Below are 16,465 nucleotides of genomic sequence, written 5' to 3'. Positions count from 1 at the left end.
CCGGCCGCCCCGGTGCGCCGGGGCGGCCGGGCCTGGGACAGAGCTGGTCGTATCCGTTTCTTGAGCTGAGAGGAGTACCGCCATGCCTGCTGCCACGATCGATCTGCCGCTGAGCTTCTCGGTCCCCGAGGACTTCCGGGACATCGACCTGACCGTCTCAGCGGAGGAGAACACCAACAAGCTGATCGGAGAGCTCACCGGTCTGGCACAGCGCCCCCGTGACGAGGAGATCGCCCACGCCGTCCTGGTGCAGCAGTCGATGTACGAGATGCTGTCCGCCGCCGGCGCGGTCTACGCCGGGATCCTGCTGGCCGGGCCGTCCGAGGACGAACCCGACGGCCGGCTCACCTCGCTCATGCTGACGGTCACGGCCCGGCCCAGCGAGCTGTCCAACGACCAGACCGTGCACCGGCTGGCCCGCACCATGGGCGCCATCTACCCCGAAGCGGAAGTGGGCGTGGTCCACCTGCTCACCGGCCCCGCAGTGCTGCTCACCGAGGACAGCAAGGTCGAGAAGTCGGTGAACCTCCTGGGCGACGGAGGTGGCCCCACCGTCGTGCGCCAACTGCACGTGTTCGTACCCGTTCCCGGGCGCCTGGCGATGGCGGACTTCTCCATCGCGACGGAGAACCTCGCCGAGTGGGACGACTACGTCGACCTCCTCGGCGAGGTCTGCAGGACCATCGAATTCACCGATTGACCCGCCACACGGAAGGAAGGGCTCAAGGCCATGAAGACGCTCTACACCATCGCCGAAGGCGACGGTCGTTTCCCCATGCACAACCTCGGCTACGAGGCGGGCCGTGGCGACCCCATCGTGGCGCCCGTGCACACCAAGCTCAACATGTACACCAGCAAGGCGAACGTGCGCGTCCCGTGGCGCTGGTCCGACGAGGTCCTACGGGCTGAGGACCGCTACCGCATCGAGCAATTGATCCGCGCCTACCTCTACCAGGAAGACAGGATCATCGCCGCCCTGGAGCGCCTGGACCATGAATTCGGTGACATGCAGTGGTCCTCCGAGGAAGCCAGCAAGCAGATCGATGACTTCCTCGACTCCCTCCGGCAGGCCGAAGAGAAGCGCAGGCGCGAGAACCCCATGGTCCGGAACACCCCGCAGCGTCCAGACAGGTCGGTCATCGACTTCACCGATCCCGAAATCGCGCACGTCCCCTTGCTGAACGGGGATGGATGGGCCTTCTCCGTCCCCGTCGGGCGGCTGAAGGACAAGGGCTACGGAGCGGACCGCATCCCGGACCCGGCCCTGCGCGACCTGATCGACCTCGTCCTCGCCGTACAGGCGGAGTACCAGCTGCAAAGCCTGCTGCTGAACCGCGAGTTCGAGCGGATCGTCGAGACCCGCGGCCAAGAGGTCGAATACCTGAGGGCTGCCGCCGCTGCCAAGGCAGCTGCGGAAGCTGGGGGAAGCAGCTTCTGGGGCATCCTCGGGGACGTCCTTGGGGTCGTCTCCGCCGTCGCCGGGGTCCTGGCGATGGTCCCGGTACTGACCCCGCTGGCCGGGCCCATCGCCCTCGCGGCGGCGGCCGGCTCCCTGGCCGCGCACACCGCGGACGCCGTCATCCAGGGCGACTGGGACGCCGGCACGATCGTCGGCCTGGGCGCCGACGTACTCGGCGCCCTGCCCGTCGTCGGCGCGCTCGGCAAGGCCGCACGGGCCGGCAACCTCGCCATGCGCTCGGTCGGCAAGGCCAGCGTGGCCGTCCGCAGCGGCGGGCGTGCCTTCCTCGCCGCGACCAGCGGCGCCGCCGCGGCCGAGGCGGGAACCATCGCCAACTACCTTGGCACCAAGAGCGCCACGTTCATCCGCGCGAGCGCCAGCCAGGGCAAGGTCGCCAGCAAGGTGATCCAGGGAACCGTCGATCTGGCCACCCAGATCCCCACCGCCCTCTCCCTGGCCGGCGCAGACGACATCGACACCGCGGAAGACCTCGCCACCGCTGTCGACTTCACCCAGGGCATGGCCGACAACGTCGGCGACTGGGCCGAGATGGGCGCCGCCGCAGCGCAGAAAGCCGGAAGGATCTCCCTCGCCCGCTTCGCCGCAGCATTTGCCTGACACTCCGTCACAGCTACATTCAGATGCCGCAGGCAGAGCAACACGAAAGCCAACCTGGCCAACGTTTCTCAGGAGGCATCAGAAGACCCGACCTGGTGCCGACCTGCAGATCAGGGTTTCGAGCGAAGACGTGGGGCCGGAGTCCCGTCATGTTCAGGCGGTAGCCGGTGGTGCCGGCAACGAGCCGAAGGCGGCTGACAGCCGCCTTCGGCAACAGCTCACGCGGCCGCGAGGGACCTGCCAGCCCCACGGCGGAGAGGGCAACTGCTCAGGCCAGGACAACCGGCTCGCCGCTCAACGTCACACCCGCCCGGCGCAGCTCGCTGATCGCCGTGCTGGTGGTGTCGGCGGCAACGCCGGCGGTGTAGTCGAGCAGGACCCGTACCGCGAAGCCCGCCCGTACGCCGTCCAGCGCGGTGGCCTTCACACAGTGGTCGGTGGCGATACCCACGACGTCGAGATCGCTGACGTCGCGGGCGCGCAGCCAGTCGGCCAGTGACGTGCCGTCCTGGGTCGAACCCTCGAAACCGCTCTTCGAGGCGGAGTGCGCCCCCTTGTAGAAAACCTCGTCGACGGACCCGGAGGCGACGGCGGGCTCGAAGTTCGGATGGAACTCGCTTCCCTCGCTGCCGACGACGCAGTGCACGGGGAAGGAGTTCTCGAAGTCAGGTTGCTTGGAGAAGTGGGCCCCCGGGTCGATGTGGTGGTCGCGGGTGGCGACGATGCACGCGTAACTCCCGTCAGCGCGCCGAACCAGATCGGCGATGGCGACGGCCCGGTCCGCGCCGCCCTTCACCGGAACACTGCCGCCCTCGCAGAAGTCCTTCTGCACATCAACGATGATCAATGCACGGCGCACGGCGAATCCTTTCCCGCGGGTGAACCCCTCGTCGGTATGGTCGCCCCCTCCGGCTAGGCGCAGACGCAGCACTCGCCAGCCGCTCACCCGACTGGCGCCGGGACGACACGCGTTGCTCGTCAACCGAGCACACACTGCGCAGCCGACTCCAGCCGGCCTCGGCTCCCTAGGAGAAATCTGGGAGAAGACGTTCTCCAGAAACCCCTGCGACACCACGCCAGACCAACCCACGCCAACCCTCTGACCTGGGCAGATACCAGAACACGCAGGTGAGGATCTTGCCCGTACTTCATTCGGGACGAAGAGGTCGTGGGTTCATGGGTTCACATCCCGCCACCTCCACTGACGAGGAGCCCCCCCCAGGCGCCGCCGGCAGCCGGCCGGTCCACCCCTGGCCCTCCCAGTACTGCCAGAGCACGTCGTGCACAGGTCGAACCGACGGTCGCATTGCTTCTGCTCGAAGGGCGCCAGTGGTTGACGCAAGTCGTCGACCTCACCTCAGGACGAGGCTCCGGGCCGTCGGCGTGCTGGGCTGCGGTCAGTCGCCCTCGGCAGAGACCCCACTCGCGGTAAGGACGCGGGCCTGAGTACCGCCCTACGCCCAAAGGGAACGACCGGTCCGTCCCGTGAGGAAGGACCGGTCGCTGTCTTACCTCAGCCCAGTGAAGAGCGTCCTTCTCTTTTCCTAAACGACGCAGGCGAAGGGGCAATGCGGCTGAAAGGCGCGGTTCATCCGATCAGTGGATGCGGAATCCCGATCACGGTTGCCAAGGTTTCCGAACACGTTCCGGCCGCGGTGAAATTTCATCTGGGCTGCTCAACCGATGCTCATAAGCCGGTTGGGCCGCAGGGAGGTTTCACCACCGGTTGTCGTGCCGTAGGAGGCGGCCAGGCGTTGGCAGCGTGTAATCCAGCGACTGGGTTAACGGACAACCGTAGGAGGACTATCCGTGAACACTGCCAAGAAGGCTGCCATGGTCCTTATGGCGGCCGGCATCGCGACGGGAGTGTCGACAGGCGCGGCTTTGGCGAACAGCGGTGCGAAGGGCGCCGCCGTCGGGTCACCGGGCTTCGCCTCGGGCAACCTGATCCAGATGCCGCTCAACATGCCGATCAACATCTGCGGCAACACGGTCAACCCGTGGGTCGGCATCCTCAACCCCGCCTTCGGGAACACCTGCATCAACAGCACGGGTCACGAGGACGAGCACGGCCGACACGGCAGGTTCACCGACCGGGACGAGGACGAGCACGGCCGAAACGGCAGGTTCACCGACCGGTAAGAGCGCGAGCACGGCCGACATGGACGGTATGGCCACGAGGACGAGGACTGATCGGCTTCGCGCCAAGGCCCTGCGGACCATCCGGTCCGCAGGGCCGCACCGGGCCCGACTCAGCCCTGCCGGATCGAGGTCGTCCATCGCATCCTCTCGGCAGACCCGGCGTCAGCGTTCGTCCTGCTGCTGCCCGCAGCCGCCTGCCTGACCCTGATCGCCGCACACGTGAAATCCCTCCGCCGCCACCCTCAGGGCCTGGGCCCGCACGAAACCCGCTCCGGCGTCCACAACCACGCCCTCCCCCACACCCGAGCGCGTACCCCTGCCACTCCGTCCGGCCCGCCCAACCCAGCCGATCCACACGTGTCATGGCCGATGGCACCATCCGACGGCCCCGAGACGACCTGGTGGCCATCTCTGCCCCTGCAACCCACCCCAGCCTCTGAGCACGGCGTGACGAGGACGGAATCGCCGGAACCGGCCGCCGTCCCACCCGTGAGGGGCACGTGAGCAGACGTTTTCGGCGCACTGTGGACGGCGTGACGACGCCCGCAGGAGGGGCCGGAGATTCGACCGAGCGCACCTTCCCCGCAGCAGCGCCTTCGCAGGTCAGGAAGGCACCAGGCTCCTGAAAGCCCCCTGATTCCCCAGCTCATGACGCGGTTTCGATTCCCGTCAGCCGCGATGTGGCCGCACTGGGCGTCATTGGGTGGCGGCCTCGGACGCTGCGAGAGTTCCCTCGCGACAAGTCTTGCCGACGTCCCCGCGCTGTCCTTGCCTCACCCATACGCCACGGTGCGATTGCGTGTGCAGGTGACGGGTGGTGATCTCGGAGCAGTGCCGCGCACTAAGGAGGACCGCGATGGACCAACCATCCATTCTGCCCCGTTGCGTGGCCGCAACGCTGGCCGCAGCCGCCCTGATGGCACTAGCAGCATGCTCGGGTGGTGGCCCTTCGGGTTCGGCGACGAAGTCGGCGTCGCCGCCCGCGCAGCTCACCGGGGGGGCAGGCCAACGCGGCCTTGATCAGTCCGTCCGCTCTGGGTGCCCAGTGGAACCCGGCCACCGGCGGCGCCACAAGGCAGGACGCGCTCCTGCAGAGCAAGGTCAACAAGGCCAACTGTCAGACACTCCTCGGGCGGCTGGAGTCGGGCAACCTCATGGGAGCCACCCCGACGGCCAAAGCCGCCGAGGCTTTCAACGAACCGTCCAGAAACGCCAAGATGACGTACCAGGTGGCGTCGTATTCCGAGGCCGATGCCGACAAGGGCATGGCCTGGCTGAAGACTCTGCCGAACGTCTGCGACGGGTTCACCGCCGTGGACCCCTCCGGGAACAAGGCGATCGGACAGGTCGTCCAGACGTCGCTGCCGAACGCTGGTGATGACCGGTTCGGCGTGCGGATGACCATGGCCAGCACCGTGCAGGGCCTCAGAACCACCCTGACGCTCGACGCAGCCGCCGCACGGATCGGGCCCAACGTCATCTCCGTGACCAACGGCGGCACTGGTGGGGCCGGCAGCGCCGATACCCAGCAGGCCGTCCAAAGCGGTGTTCAGCGCCTACAGAGAGTGCTCGCGGGGAAGACGCCTCAAGGCTGAGCTTGCCCGACGGATCAACTCGCCGCGTCGAGTAGTTTCTGGAATGCCTCGTTGACGGCCAGTGCCTTTCTGATGTCCTTGACGGTGGCATCGGGAATTGCGCGTTGGTACGAGCAAGCAGTGGCCTGGTGGGCCACGATGTGGTCTTTGATCTTGGGGTCCGAAATGCCGGGGTAGTTCTCGGTGTGCTGCAGGATGGCGTCGAAGACGTCCGGGATGTATTTGGCGAAGTCGTCGATGTAGGCGTCCCAGTCACCGTCGAAGTTCGTGGCGAACATCAGCCGAGTGTCGTCGTCGAAGAGGACCCAGCGGGAGTCGTGGAGCGTGCCGATGCGGGCGCTGATCTCCTTGCGGTGTTCCTCGAATGCCGGCTGCTGGAAGATTTCACGGATCTGTTGCGCGTGGCCGGGCTTGACGTTGAAGAAGAGGGTGAACTCGTTGGTCCGGCCGGACCGGAGGCCGGGGCGTTTCCGTTGCTGTGTGGTGGTAGTCATGGCGGGCGATCCTTCTGTCGGGTGGTGCGGGTGCGCCGGTTTTCGGGTGGTACCGCGGCCCGCTGCCCGGCCCGCTGCTCAAGTGTCGAGTTCGGCGAGCCAGTTCAGGGCGCGGATGCCGGGCATGAAGAGGTATTCGCCTCCCTTGGTGACGGCGAAGCGGGGTAGTTGTTGGAGGCGCCGGCGGACGGGGCGCCGGGGGATGGTGAAGGTGCCGGTGCCGTCGTTGTCGCCGACGAGAGGGTCCTTCTCGGTGCCCAGGCCGACGAAGTCGCCGTCGTTTGCCCACTGGGTCTTGAGGAACTCGAACTGCCGGACAAGATCGGCGCCCATGAAGATGAACACGATGCCGCGTTCGGCGCCGTCGTCCTCCAGTTGTCCTTCGGGAAGCATCGGTCCGTAGGTGGTCCCGCGGCGGAGAGCGCGGTGGATACGGACGTCCACCGCGGTGTCGGTGAGGGCGTCGCGGGGGTTCATGCGCCGGATGTGGGCGCCCATGGGGCAGCGCAGACCGGCGCGGTCGTCCTGGGCATAGGTGAAGTCGTTGGCGCGGGTAGGGTCGGCGGCCAGATCGGGGGCGTCGTGGTCCGGGGCGAGGACCAGGGGCGCTCCGCTGCGCCACCGCCCGACCATCTTGGCGGCCAGCAACTCCTCCTCCTCGGGTGAGGAGGAGTTGTCGTGGAGGTAGCGGCGGAAGTCGGCGACCTTGAGGTGGAGCTTGCGGAAGGCCACGTAGGTGCCGTTGCGGGCCAGCTCGTCGGGCCGGGGCATGGGGGTGAGCCGGCCGAGCTGGTTCTCGTAGCCCAGGACGAACTCGCCGGCCCTGATGGTGGGGCCGAAGCCGGGCAGGTAGCCGTAGTGGCCCCCGTGGTGGTCCCGGCCGGCCTGCAGGATGCTGGCCACGCCCGCGCCTTCCACGTCCGGTTCGCCGATGCCGTCGACGAACCCCAGGTGGGTGCGTTTGGTCGGTAGCTGGGAGGCGTCGAGCCGGTAGATCACCCGCACGCCGGGCAGGCCGTGCAGGGCTTCTCGGCCGGCGTCCAGCAGCAACTCCAGCGCCGACTCGTCCGGGGCGAAGGCGGACAGGGCGAGGTGGACGTCGGACCTGCCCAGTGGCGCGTCCCAGTTCTCGGGGCTGCTCTCGCCGACGTCCCCGAGCCGGTCGGCGCGCGCGGCCATGCCCTCGCGGAAGGCTTCGGGGAAGCTGTCGAGCGACGCCTGCGGCACACCCAGGGCCCGTAGCCCTGAGTGGCTGAGCGCCACGCTCAGCCACGCGCGGCTCGGCGGACGCCACCAGCGTTCGGCCGAGGCGACGTGCGGCGCCAGACGCGCCAGCATCCGGCGGCCGTCCGCCGGATCGTCGATGCGCAGCAGGAAGTAGGCACCCACATACGGGGAGGGGCGTTGCCGGAGCAAGGTTCCCTGGATGTCGTCCAGCTCCAGCTCCTGTGCCTGGCGCGTCGTGTCTGCCATCGCGTGCGACCTCCGTGATCTCGGGGGAACGGGCCCCGGCTGCGGCTGTGCGGATTCAGTGGTGGGTGACGGGGGTCTTCAGCGGCAGCACCTCGTCCGCGGTGCGCGGCTCACGCCGCTCCTGGCGGTTGAGGCGGTGACGCAGGACGGAGGAACGGCGGTAGACCTCCTTGCGGGCCCGCATCATGCGTCCCAGTGGCCGGTGCGCGGCCGTCACCCGCCACGGCGTGAAGGACAGGGCGTCCATCCGCCGGAGGTTCTCGTCCCCGGAGATGTCCTGCTGAGGCAGACGGAGCTTGGCCACAGTGGCGTACGGCGACAGCTCTTCGGGCCATTCGACAGTCAGGTCCTCCACCGGCATCCGCTCCAGATCGGCGCAGAGCTGGACCTGGAGATCAAAGGTGTACGGCCGTCTGCTCAGTTCGGCTGCCAGGGCCGGGCGGAAGACCTCCGCTGCGGAAGTGACGTCCATGCGGCGCTCGGCCACCATGGCCGCGCACGCCGGGTCCGGGGCGATGCGCACCTTGGCGATGTAGTCGCCGTGCCTCACCGCGCCCATCGTGGTGTACGTCGACAGCAGCAGGTTCACCAAGGGGCGCTGCGAGACGGTGAGGAAGGTCAAGAACTCCTCCCAGGCCCAGTCGTCCTCGCTCAGCGTGCCCTTCCCCGTCACGTAGTCGCGGTAGAAGCGGTGCCGGCCACGCGCGCCCTCGGCCATGTAAGCACTGGCTTCGAGGAACAGCTCCTGGATGAACAGGTAGTGCTGCACGGAGTTACAGAAGAAGACCGGCGCATTGATCGTGTTGTAGTCGAACGTCCGGCTGTCGGGCTCGTCGTCCAGCAGCGTCGGCCCCTCGACGTCGAACATCTTCAACGCCAGCCCCGTCGCCCGCCCCAGGCGCGCATCCGCCCCGGCATGGGGAGAGCCGTTGGAGAACCGCAGGAGCGCGTCGTGCCGGCCGGGGACGGCGTAGATGCCCTGGGCGTACTCCTCGGACAGCCCGTCCAGGATCTCCACTTCTCCCCGGACCAGCCCGTACCCCTTCGCGTGCGCGTCGCGCACCGCCTGGCCGGTGCCCTCGGCGGCCACCGAGCCGGTGATGTAGCGCTCCATCCGCGCGATGATCTTCTGCAGGTTCTCGTCGTATCCCGGCTCTTCGACCTCTACGTCCGGCGTGTAAGGGATGAACCGCGGCGACATCTTCGACCATCTTCTTCCGTGCCGGCCACCAGTGGCATAGGGCGCCTCAAAACGCCTCACAGCGTGCGGGCAACGGGACTCAGAAGCTCGTGGGAAAGGCGGGCGTCCCGGCTGTTGGGCGCCAACTGGTCAGTCCCGGAAACTGCCGCACAGGACCGCCTCACCCTCACCTCCACCATAGGCGCACCCTCATTCCGCCCGCGCGCCGAACCGCCCACGGCGGTTTTCCGGACAGCGACTCCTCACTCATTCGACAGCAGCAGCGCGCCGCGCCATCGTGGCGATCATCCTCATCCTCGCCACCCCACGTGGACGTCTCAACGGCGTCCTCTTCGCCCTCGGCTGGATCCTGGGGCTGGCGGCACTGGGAGCGATCATGCTGGCCGTGGGCGGCTCCGGAGGCGCCTCCAGCCACAAGCAGCCCGCCACCTGGGTGGGAGCACTCAAACTCGCCCTCGGCCTGCTGCTGGCCCTCTTCGGCGCCCGGCAATGGCGCCACCGCCCCACCGACCCCTCCCAGGCGCAGCTCCCGAAGTGGATGGCCGCGATCGACCGCTTCACCCCGCCCAAAATCCTCGGACTCGGCGTGGCGCTGTCGGCGGCCAACGCCAAGAACGCCCCGCTCACCCTCGCCGCCGGTGCGTCGATCAGCGCGGCCGGAATCCCCGTGCCGCAGCAGGCCGGGACACTCGCGGTCTTCGTGCTCGTCGCCTCGGTTGGCGTCCTCGCGCCGCTGGCCGTCTACCTGTTCATGGGGCAACGGGCCCAGCGCGTGCTCGGCAGCTGGCGAAACTGGGCAGCACAGCACAACGCCGCCGTGATGGCTGTCCTCTTCTTCGTCCTCGGCCTCAAACTGCTCGGCGACGGCATCAGCGTCCTCGCGTCCTGACCGCGCCGATGAACAACCCTGGGTGTAGGGCTGCGGGTTGAACGGGGCGGCGTGGAATTGCGGTGTCCGCTCCTCCCTGCCGGACTGCGATACCCCTCCGTGCGCCAACAAACGGCGAGTCATGCGCCTGTCGTGCGTGAGCGGACGTCGCGGCACCGCCCTCTCCCTCGTTCGGGCGCTCAACGGTCTTTCTCGGTGCGGCCCGCACCATCTGATCCAGCCCGGCGGCCACCTCCCGCCGCCTCTCAAGGTCACCGCACGCGCGCCGGGACGCCTGGTCAGGGTGATCCGGGAACGGCGAGGGCCGCCGTGCGGTCGGCAGGAGGTGAGCAGTGGGGCCGAGCGGTTCGCCGGTGATACGCGTGCCGGTCGGGGAGGACTCCGATCGCTGGGTCAGTCGGACGACGTGTCGACGTGTCGTCGGGTATTGCTCGTGGTGCACAACGTCAACTCCGCCGGACGGTTGTTGGACGTGGTGCCGCTGTTCCATGACGATCTCCGGGTGCAACTGCGGGTCATGTCCACGGAGTCGTCCGCGTTCCAGGGGGTCGGTGAACTGTTCGCCGCGTTGGGACTGCCGGTGATGCGTTGGGAACAGGCACTGGAGACGCCGGTGGGCCTTCCGGTATCGGCGAGCTTCGGCGGTCAACATCACTTTCTTCGCGGCCAGTTGAGGGTTCTGTCGCACGGGGTGGGATGCACTGAGGAGCCGCCGGCCTCGGCCCGCGGCAGGGGGATGGCCGGATCTCGTGCGTCGCCGGACGGGCCAGGTGATCGGGCCGTCGGCCGTAGTAGCCGACAGGTACGGTTTGGCCATGGATGCTTCCGGAACGAGCGCGGACGACGTGAACACCAGGCCGCCAAAGGCCGTCAAGGCCGCCGCGCGCCGCCTGCTGGTGGATCTGGGCGCCGGAGGGCTGTCCCTGGATGCCGTTGCCGCGTCAGTGATCTTGCCGTGAGCATCCAGGACCAGTCGGCCTTCTTCGACCGCGCCATCGCCGTGGCGGCCGAGGGAATCGGGCTCGTGGTTTTCTTGGGCGAGCACACCGACTGGTTCCGTTCGCCGCGTGCGCGGCGCCGGCGGGGAATCAGGCCGTGAACTCCACCAGAACCCTCTGCTTCGTCATAGCGGCGCTCTCGTCGTATGCCGCGCTCGTCTACCGGCTCACCCAGGTGCGGCGCAGCTGGCGGGACAACGCCTACCGCACCCTGGTGATCACGCTGCTGTTCCAGTGCCTCACCTTCACGATGGGCGCCGTCGCGATGGGGAGCGAGCGTTTCCTGGGCGTCGGCAACCTCGCCATCCTCGTAATGCACGTCTCGGCGGTCGCCTTCTGCGTCAGCTCGCAGATCATCCTGCTGCGCTGGGCGACCGCCACGGAGGACGCGGTGCGCAAGACCCGCTACTGGCTGATCACCGGTATCGCCCTCAACGCGCTGCTGATCGTGCTCTTCCTGATCGCCGACGGCCCGGGGCGGCCGGCCTCGGACTTCAACAGCGGCAGCGGTCAACCGCTGGTCCTCACCTACCTCCTGGTCTTCATCGTCTCCCAGGCGGTTCCGTGCGTCACCATCTTCCGCCAGTGCGGCCCCTACGCCCGGATGACCGACAAGGCCGAGCTGCGGCAGGCCCTGCGCCTGCTCTCCGTCGCCGCGGTGGTCCTCTTCCTCTACTGCCTGTCCAGGACCGTCAACATCCTCACCTCGGCGTGCGGGATCGACATCGGCGGCTGGCAGCTCGCCGCGAACGTCTTCAGCGCGGTGGGCATCGCCACCCTCTCGCTCGCCCTGACGATCTCCTCCTGGGGACCGTCGGCCGGCAAGCTGCTGGAGTGGGCACGCAGTTACCGCTCGTACCGGGCGCTGTACCCGCTCTGGCGGGATCTGTACGAGTCCTCCCCGGACATCGTGCTGGAGCCGCCGGGGGCCTCGGTCTCCGACCTCAATGACCTCGACTACCGGCTCCACCGCCGGGTCATCGAGATCCGCGACGGATGGCGGGATCTGCGCCCCTACATCGAGCGCACGGCCAACGGGGCGCCCGGCGCGGACCGCGGGGCGAGCGAAGAGTCCCGGCAGGCGCTGGCCGAGGCAGCTCAGATCCGGCAGGCCCTGCACGCCAAGCGCGTCGGCACCATCCCCGACGACAACAAGGACGCCGGCGACTTCGAGGACCGCGACACGAACAACTTCACGGCGGAAGTCGACTGGCTCACCAAAGTCGCGTGCGCCTACCGTAAGCTCGACAACGCGGGCTGAGATCACCCGCGTTGAGAGCTCCGCCCCGGTCTGTCCCCCGTCAGACCGGGGCGGGTTTTTTCTCGGTACTCCCCCGTTGTCCCCCGTTGCCCCCGTTGCCCCCGTTACTTGCGCTGTTCTCCCGTTGTCCCCCGCAGGCCCCCCGTTGTTCCCCCGTGTTCACCTGTCGGGCCGGGCGGGATGTCCCCGTCCGGTGCTGGACCGGCCCTTCCCCCGAGGGCCGCTCCAGGCCGACACGGCCGGCAACCAACTCGGCTACCCCCGTAAGCGAAGTTAGCTGGCAGCTATCGGCGGGATCCACGTTGACGGAGTCCCGGCCGATTGTCAACTGGTGGCTAATCTGCGAAACTTGGGATTAGCCGAGGGCTAACACCTGGGAGGTGAAGGGAGGGAGACTCACCATGTCCGAGACTGACGACCGACCCAAGTTGGCGGTGCGCCTGGACAACCTCTTCAAGACGGTCCGCCCCAAGGGCAAGCACTGGACCAACGCCGAGGTGGCGGAGGAGCTGAAGCGGGCCAACCCCGAACTCCGTGTCGGGGGCGTGTACTTGTCGCAGTTGCGGACGGGCAAGCGGTCCAATCCCTCCCCGGACCTCCTGGACGCGCTGGCGCGCTTCTTCGGAGTGTCGGTCGCCTACTTCTTCGACGACGAGGTCGCCGAGTCGGTGCTCAGCCAGGTCGCCGCCATCGAGGCGCTGCGGCAGGCGGGCGTCCGCTCGGTGGCGATGCGGGCGGCCGGGATGAAGAAGGAGAACCTCCAGGCCATCACGGCCATCATGGATCAGTACCGGCAGATGCAGGGCCTGCCGCCCGTCACCGACCCCTCGGAGGGCGAGTGAGGAGCACGGGGGCGTGAGGAGCACGGGGGCGTGAGGAGCACCAGGAAGGACCGCGCGGTCGACCAGGAGCGCCGCAGTCGGCTCAAGCGGCTCCGGAAGGCCGGCGCCCAGCGGATCGCCGAACTCGATCTGCCGGAGGTCTCCGACGTCGCCGAGCTCTGCCGCCACCTCAGCGAGATCCGGGACCGTCCGATCACGCTGGTCCCGATGCAGATGCCCGCGTCGCACCCGTGCGGTATGTGGGTCGCCGCACGCGACGAGGACCTGATCTTCTACGACGCCAACACGACCAGCGCGCATCAGGAGCACATCATCTTGCACGAGCTGGGTCACATCATCTGCTGCCATCGCGGGGCGGGTTGGCTGGACGAGGCGAGTGCCCGCCTCCTCTTCCCCAACCTCGACCCCGACCTCGTGCGGGACATGCTCCTGCGCGCGACCTACGACGACGTCCAGGAGCAGGAGGCGGAGATCATCGCCTATCTGCTCTCCCAACGGGTGGGAAGCACCGCGGAACGGCACGGCGCACCCGTGGCCGGGGACGCCGGACGGCCCCGGGACGCCGCGGACGCCGGGAAGACCGCCATGCTCAGCCGGATCGAACGCACCCTGATCTGACGTGGGGTACTCATCCGCCCGCGGCCGCCACCTCCTCGGCCAGGATCGCCACGGCCCGTCGGACGTCGTCCTCGTGGAGCTCGCCGGTGACGAAGAACCGCAGCCGGGCGAGTCCGCCCGCTCGACGATCCGGCGGAGTTCGACGATCCGCCCGGCCCACCGGCACACCGCCGGATGTCCCCCTTCGCCCAAGCGATCCGCGTTCCGGCGGCAGCGGAGCCCGTGACGCGGGTTCGATTCCCGTCACCCGCTCCCCAGCGAGGGCCCAGGTCAACGATCTGGGCCCTGTTTGTTGTCCGGCCTCTTGCGGCCTTGAGGGGTGACGGGCCGCGCGGGAATGCCGGGCTGCGGGCCGCCGGTGCGTCAGGCCGAAAGGCCGGCGTCCCGGGCCAACAGCGCGGCCTGGACCCGGTTTTCGCAGTCCAGCTTGGCGAGGATGCGGCTGACGTAGGTCTTCACCGTGGCCTCGCTCATGTGGATGCGCCGCCCGGCATCGGCGTTCGAGAGCCCTTCGCCGAGCAGTGCCAGTACGTCGCGCTCACGCCCGGTCAGTGCCGAGATGCGCCGGCGCGCCTCCTCGCCACGGCTCACGGCGGGTTCGGCCGCGAGCGAGTCGGCCACGTGCCGGGTGGCCGTGGGGGACAGGTACGCCTTACCGGCGGCCGCCGCCCGTACCGCCGCGATCAGTTCGCCGGGGGCGGTGTCCTTGAGCAGGAAGCCCGCCCCGCCCTGGCGCAGTGCCCGCAGGACGTTGTCGCGTTCCCCGAAGGTCGTCAGGATCAGCACGCGTATACGGGGGGCGGCCCGGCCGAGTTCGGCCAGGGCCGAGAGCCCGTCCAGGAGGGGCATCTGGATGTCGAGCAGGGCGACGTCCACCGTGTGGCGGCGCGCCAGCTCGACCGCGTCGCGTCCGTTGGCCGCCTCCGCCACCACCTCGATGTCGTCGGCGGAGGTGAGGATCATCCTGATGCCCGCCCGGATGAGCGGCTCGTCGTCGGCGACGAGGACGCGGATCACCTGGTCTCCTGTCTCCCGGCGGTCAGCTCTTGACGTGGAACTCCCGCTTGTCGGCCAGTTTGCCGTCCTTGAAGCAGAAACGGTAAACCGTGTCGGCGGCAGGGTCGTCCTCGTCTGCGGTGGACAGGAACAGCTGGCATGTCGAACCGGCCGGTTCGGCCGGCAGCTTGCTCCTGGTGCCGGACATGAGGAAGGAACTGCCGGAGGGCAGTGTGTGCCGTACCTGCGCCTCGGGCTCGCCCACCTTCACACCGGCGTAGACCTGCGGGTCGATCGCCCCCTTCTCGGCCTCGCGGACCACCGTGCCGACCCCGAAGAGGCCGGCGGCCACGAGCCCCACCAGCATGAGCAGGGCGGTCCCGCCGATGATCAGGCAGCCGTTGCTCCGCTTCTTCGCACTCATGATGCTCTTGAGCTCCTCGCGTGGGTCGAGTTGGTCGATGACCGGTTCACCCTCGCCGAGCGGCCCCTCCCCGTTCTGCCGCCAAAAGTCGTCCACCGCGCCGTCGGAAGTCGTCCGTGCGTTCCCCGAACCGTGCGCGTCGCCCGGACCGTGGCCGTTCCCCGCTCCGTACGGGAAGACGCCCGCGAGCCGGAAGCCGCCGTCCGCCGTCTTGCCGGCGTACAGCATTCCGCCGACCAACCGGGCCCGCTCCCCCAGGCCGGTCAGCCCCTGCCCGCCGCTGACCGCGGCCCGGTGCCCGGCGCCGGCCTGCGGTACCGGCCCGTTGCCCACCTCCACCACCAGGGAGTCCGGCTCATAGCGCAGGCTGACGGTGATCGGCGCACCCGGTGCGTGCTTGTAGGCGTTGGTCAGCCCCTCCTGGGCGACGCGATACCCGGCGTGGTCGGCCGTCGGCGCGAGCGGACGGGGCTCCCCGGATTCCTCCAGCACCACCGGCGTACCGGCGGCTGCCGCCGACTCGACGAGGCTCCGGATGCCGGCCACCCCCTTGGCCGCGGGTTTCGCGTCTTCCGGGGTGCCGTCGCTGAGGATGCCCACGACCGCCCTCAGTTCGTGCATGGCCGCCACCGACGCCTCGCGCAGCACTCCGACCGCCTCCCGCTGCCGCCCGGTCAGCTCCTGGTCCACCTCAAGCGCGCCGGTGTGCACGGTGATGAGGGCCAGTTGGTGCCCGAGGCTGTCGTGCATGTCCTGCGCGATGCGCTGCCGCTCCCGCATCCGCGCCTGACCGGCGATCATCTGCCGCTCGCGGAGCAACTGGAGGTTGCGCTCCTGAAGCGTCCGCAGCAGGGTGCGCCGCTGAGCCCAGTAGCGGCTGGCCAGCCCCGGAACCACCGCGAGCACCAGGAACACCACGGCCGTGAACACCGCCCCACCCGGAGCCGCCTCGGACCACGGCCACAGATCGAGCGCCTCGTAGACGGCGAAGGACGCGCAGAGGGACACCGTCGCCCGCAGCACCCCGTCGATCCTGCGCCCCGCGGACCAGGCCACCACGGTCAGCAGCAGGTCGCCGCCGTCGGTCCCGCCGCCCAGGGCACCCGCGACGATCAGCATGGCCTCCGGCAGGGCACGCCGGAGCAGGGACGCCGTCGCGACGGCCGCCGCGACGAGCGCCATCCGCAGCCCGCCGTGCCCGCCCAGCGCCTCCATACCCGCCGCGAGCAGGGCCAGTACGACAGCCAACACGCATTCCCCGGCCACCCGCCGCCGGGACCACTGGCCCGGCTCGGCCAGGCGCCGCCACAGGGCACCGGCCCACGCCCTGGCATCCACCCGCTCCACGCTCTTCACGCTCGCACCATAGGCAGCGGCGCCGCCGGGCGGCGACCGACGAAGGTCGCGTGACCGGTCCACGAAAGTGGTCGCGGAGCCGTGCCCCGCCGGCCGGCG

At 69.1% G+C, this 16,465-nt stretch carries 17 protein-coding genes; 10 read left to right on the top strand and 7 right to left on the bottom strand.

Features of this window, described 5'->3' with window-relative positions; genetic code table 11:
- Positions 1-82: 82 nt before the first annotated feature.
- Positions 83-700 carry a hypothetical protein gene (locus tag ACO1BR_RS04030; RefSeq protein ID WP_426793619.1) on the top strand — a complete coding sequence of 206 codons (618 nt, stop codon included), beginning with the start codon at positions 83-85 and terminating at the stop codon, positions 698-700.
- A 30-nt stretch (positions 701-730) separates the two neighbouring features.
- Positions 731-2,077 carry a hypothetical protein gene (locus tag ACO1BR_RS04025; protein ID WP_426793618.1) on the top strand — a complete coding sequence of 449 codons (1,347 nt, stop codon included), beginning with the start codon at positions 731-733 and terminating at the stop codon, positions 2,075-2,077.
- Between the two features lie 268 nt (positions 2,078-2,345).
- On the opposite strand, the gene ACO1BR_RS04020 is transcribed toward ACO1BR_RS04025, so the two are convergent.
- Positions 2,346-2,936: an isochorismatase family protein gene (locus ACO1BR_RS04020; protein ID WP_426793617.1), complete on the bottom strand. Its 591-nt coding sequence runs from the start codon at positions 2,934-2,936 to the stop codon at positions 2,346-2,348.
- 950 nt (positions 2,937-3,886) lie between these two features.
- Between ACO1BR_RS04020 and ACO1BR_RS04015 the strand changes: the two genes are divergently transcribed.
- Positions 3,887-4,219, top strand: a complete 333-nt coding sequence (locus tag ACO1BR_RS04015; RefSeq protein ID WP_426793616.1) for a chaplin — start codon at positions 3,887-3,889, stop codon at positions 4,217-4,219.
- A 1,016-nt stretch (positions 4,220-5,235) separates the two neighbouring features.
- Positions 5,236-5,814: a hypothetical protein gene (locus ACO1BR_RS04010; RefSeq protein WP_426793615.1), complete on the top strand. Its 579-nt coding sequence runs from the start codon at positions 5,236-5,238 to the stop codon at positions 5,812-5,814.
- 14 nt (positions 5,815-5,828) lie between these two features.
- Here the strand turns inward: ACO1BR_RS04010 and ACO1BR_RS04005 are convergent, their stop codons facing one another.
- From ACO1BR_RS04005 to ACO1BR_RS03995, 3 genes are all read right to left on the bottom strand, one after another.
- On the bottom strand, positions 5,829-6,308 hold the full coding sequence (locus ACO1BR_RS04005; RefSeq protein WP_426793614.1) for a hypothetical protein: 480 nt from the start codon (positions 6,306-6,308) through the stop codon (positions 5,829-5,831).
- A gap of 78 nt (positions 6,309-6,386) precedes the next feature.
- Positions 6,387-7,781, bottom strand: coding sequence for a Dyp-type peroxidase (locus ACO1BR_RS04000; RefSeq protein ID WP_426793613.1), 1,395 nt, complete (start codon positions 7,779-7,781; stop codon positions 6,387-6,389).
- 55 nt (positions 7,782-7,836) lie between these two features.
- A complete protein-coding gene (locus ACO1BR_RS03995) occupies positions 7,837-8,982 on the bottom strand; it encodes a catalase family protein (protein ID WP_426793612.1) in 1,146 nt (381 codons plus the stop codon).
- Positions 8,983-9,259: 277 nt separating this feature from the next.
- On the opposite strand from ACO1BR_RS03995, the gene ACO1BR_RS03990 reads away from it, so the two are divergent.
- The 6 genes from ACO1BR_RS03990 (at position 9,260) to ACO1BR_RS03965 (ending at position 13,590) form a co-directional block, all read left to right on the top strand.
- Positions 9,260-9,871, top strand: a complete 612-nt coding sequence (locus ACO1BR_RS03990; protein WP_426793611.1) for a GAP family protein — start codon at positions 9,260-9,262, stop codon at positions 9,869-9,871.
- 815 nt (positions 9,872-10,686) lie between these two features.
- Positions 10,687-10,830, top strand: coding sequence for a hypothetical protein (locus ACO1BR_RS03985; protein ID WP_426793610.1), 144 nt, complete (start codon positions 10,687-10,689; stop codon positions 10,828-10,830).
- The gene (locus tag ACO1BR_RS03980; protein ID WP_426793609.1) at positions 10,827-10,970 is read left to right on the top strand and encodes a hypothetical protein; all 144 of its coding nucleotides are present in this window, start codon (positions 10,827-10,829) and stop codon (positions 10,968-10,970) included. Before ACO1BR_RS03985 ends, ACO1BR_RS03980 begins: the two co-directional genes overlap by 4 nt.
- The gene (locus ACO1BR_RS03975) at positions 10,967-12,130 is read left to right on the top strand and encodes an MAB_1171c family putative transporter (protein ID WP_426793608.1); all 1,164 of its coding nucleotides are present in this window, start codon (positions 10,967-10,969) and stop codon (positions 12,128-12,130) included. Before ACO1BR_RS03980 ends, ACO1BR_RS03975 begins: the two co-directional genes overlap by 4 nt.
- 401 nt (positions 12,131-12,531) lie before the next feature.
- The gene (locus ACO1BR_RS03970; protein ID WP_426793607.1) at positions 12,532-12,972 is read left to right on the top strand and encodes a helix-turn-helix domain-containing protein; all 441 of its coding nucleotides are present in this window, start codon (positions 12,532-12,534) and stop codon (positions 12,970-12,972) included.
- A 30-nt stretch (positions 12,973-13,002) separates the two neighbouring features.
- Positions 13,003-13,590, top strand: coding sequence for a toxin (locus tag ACO1BR_RS03965; RefSeq protein WP_426793606.1), 588 nt, complete (start codon positions 13,003-13,005; stop codon positions 13,588-13,590).
- Between the two features lie 10 nt (positions 13,591-13,600).
- Here ACO1BR_RS03965 and ACO1BR_RS03960 read toward each other — a convergent pair whose 3' ends face one another.
- From ACO1BR_RS03960 to ACO1BR_RS03950, 3 genes are all read right to left on the bottom strand, one after another.
- The gene (locus ACO1BR_RS03960) at positions 13,601-13,750 is read right to left on the bottom strand and encodes a hypothetical protein (RefSeq protein WP_426793605.1); all 150 of its coding nucleotides are present in this window, start codon (positions 13,748-13,750) and stop codon (positions 13,601-13,603) included.
- A gap of 203 nt (positions 13,751-13,953) precedes the next feature.
- Complete coding sequence (locus ACO1BR_RS03955) at positions 13,954-14,607, bottom strand: response regulator (RefSeq protein ID WP_426793604.1); 654 nt, start codon at positions 14,605-14,607, stop codon at positions 13,954-13,956.
- A 22-nt stretch (positions 14,608-14,629) separates the two neighbouring features.
- Positions 14,630-16,366 (bottom strand): sensor histidine kinase, encoded by a 1,737-nt coding sequence (locus ACO1BR_RS03950; protein ID WP_426793603.1) that lies wholly within the window; start codon positions 16,364-16,366, stop codon positions 14,630-14,632.
- Between the last annotated feature and the right edge of the window lie 99 nt (positions 16,367-16,465).

It is taken from the genome of Streptomyces sp. YGL11-2 (genome assembly GCF_050054615.1).
Lineage (GTDB): Bacteria > Actinomycetota > Actinomycetes > Streptomycetales > Streptomycetaceae > Streptomyces.
Note: the sequence above shows the minus strand (reverse complement) of the source record. Positions and strands in the feature narration are given on the sequence as shown.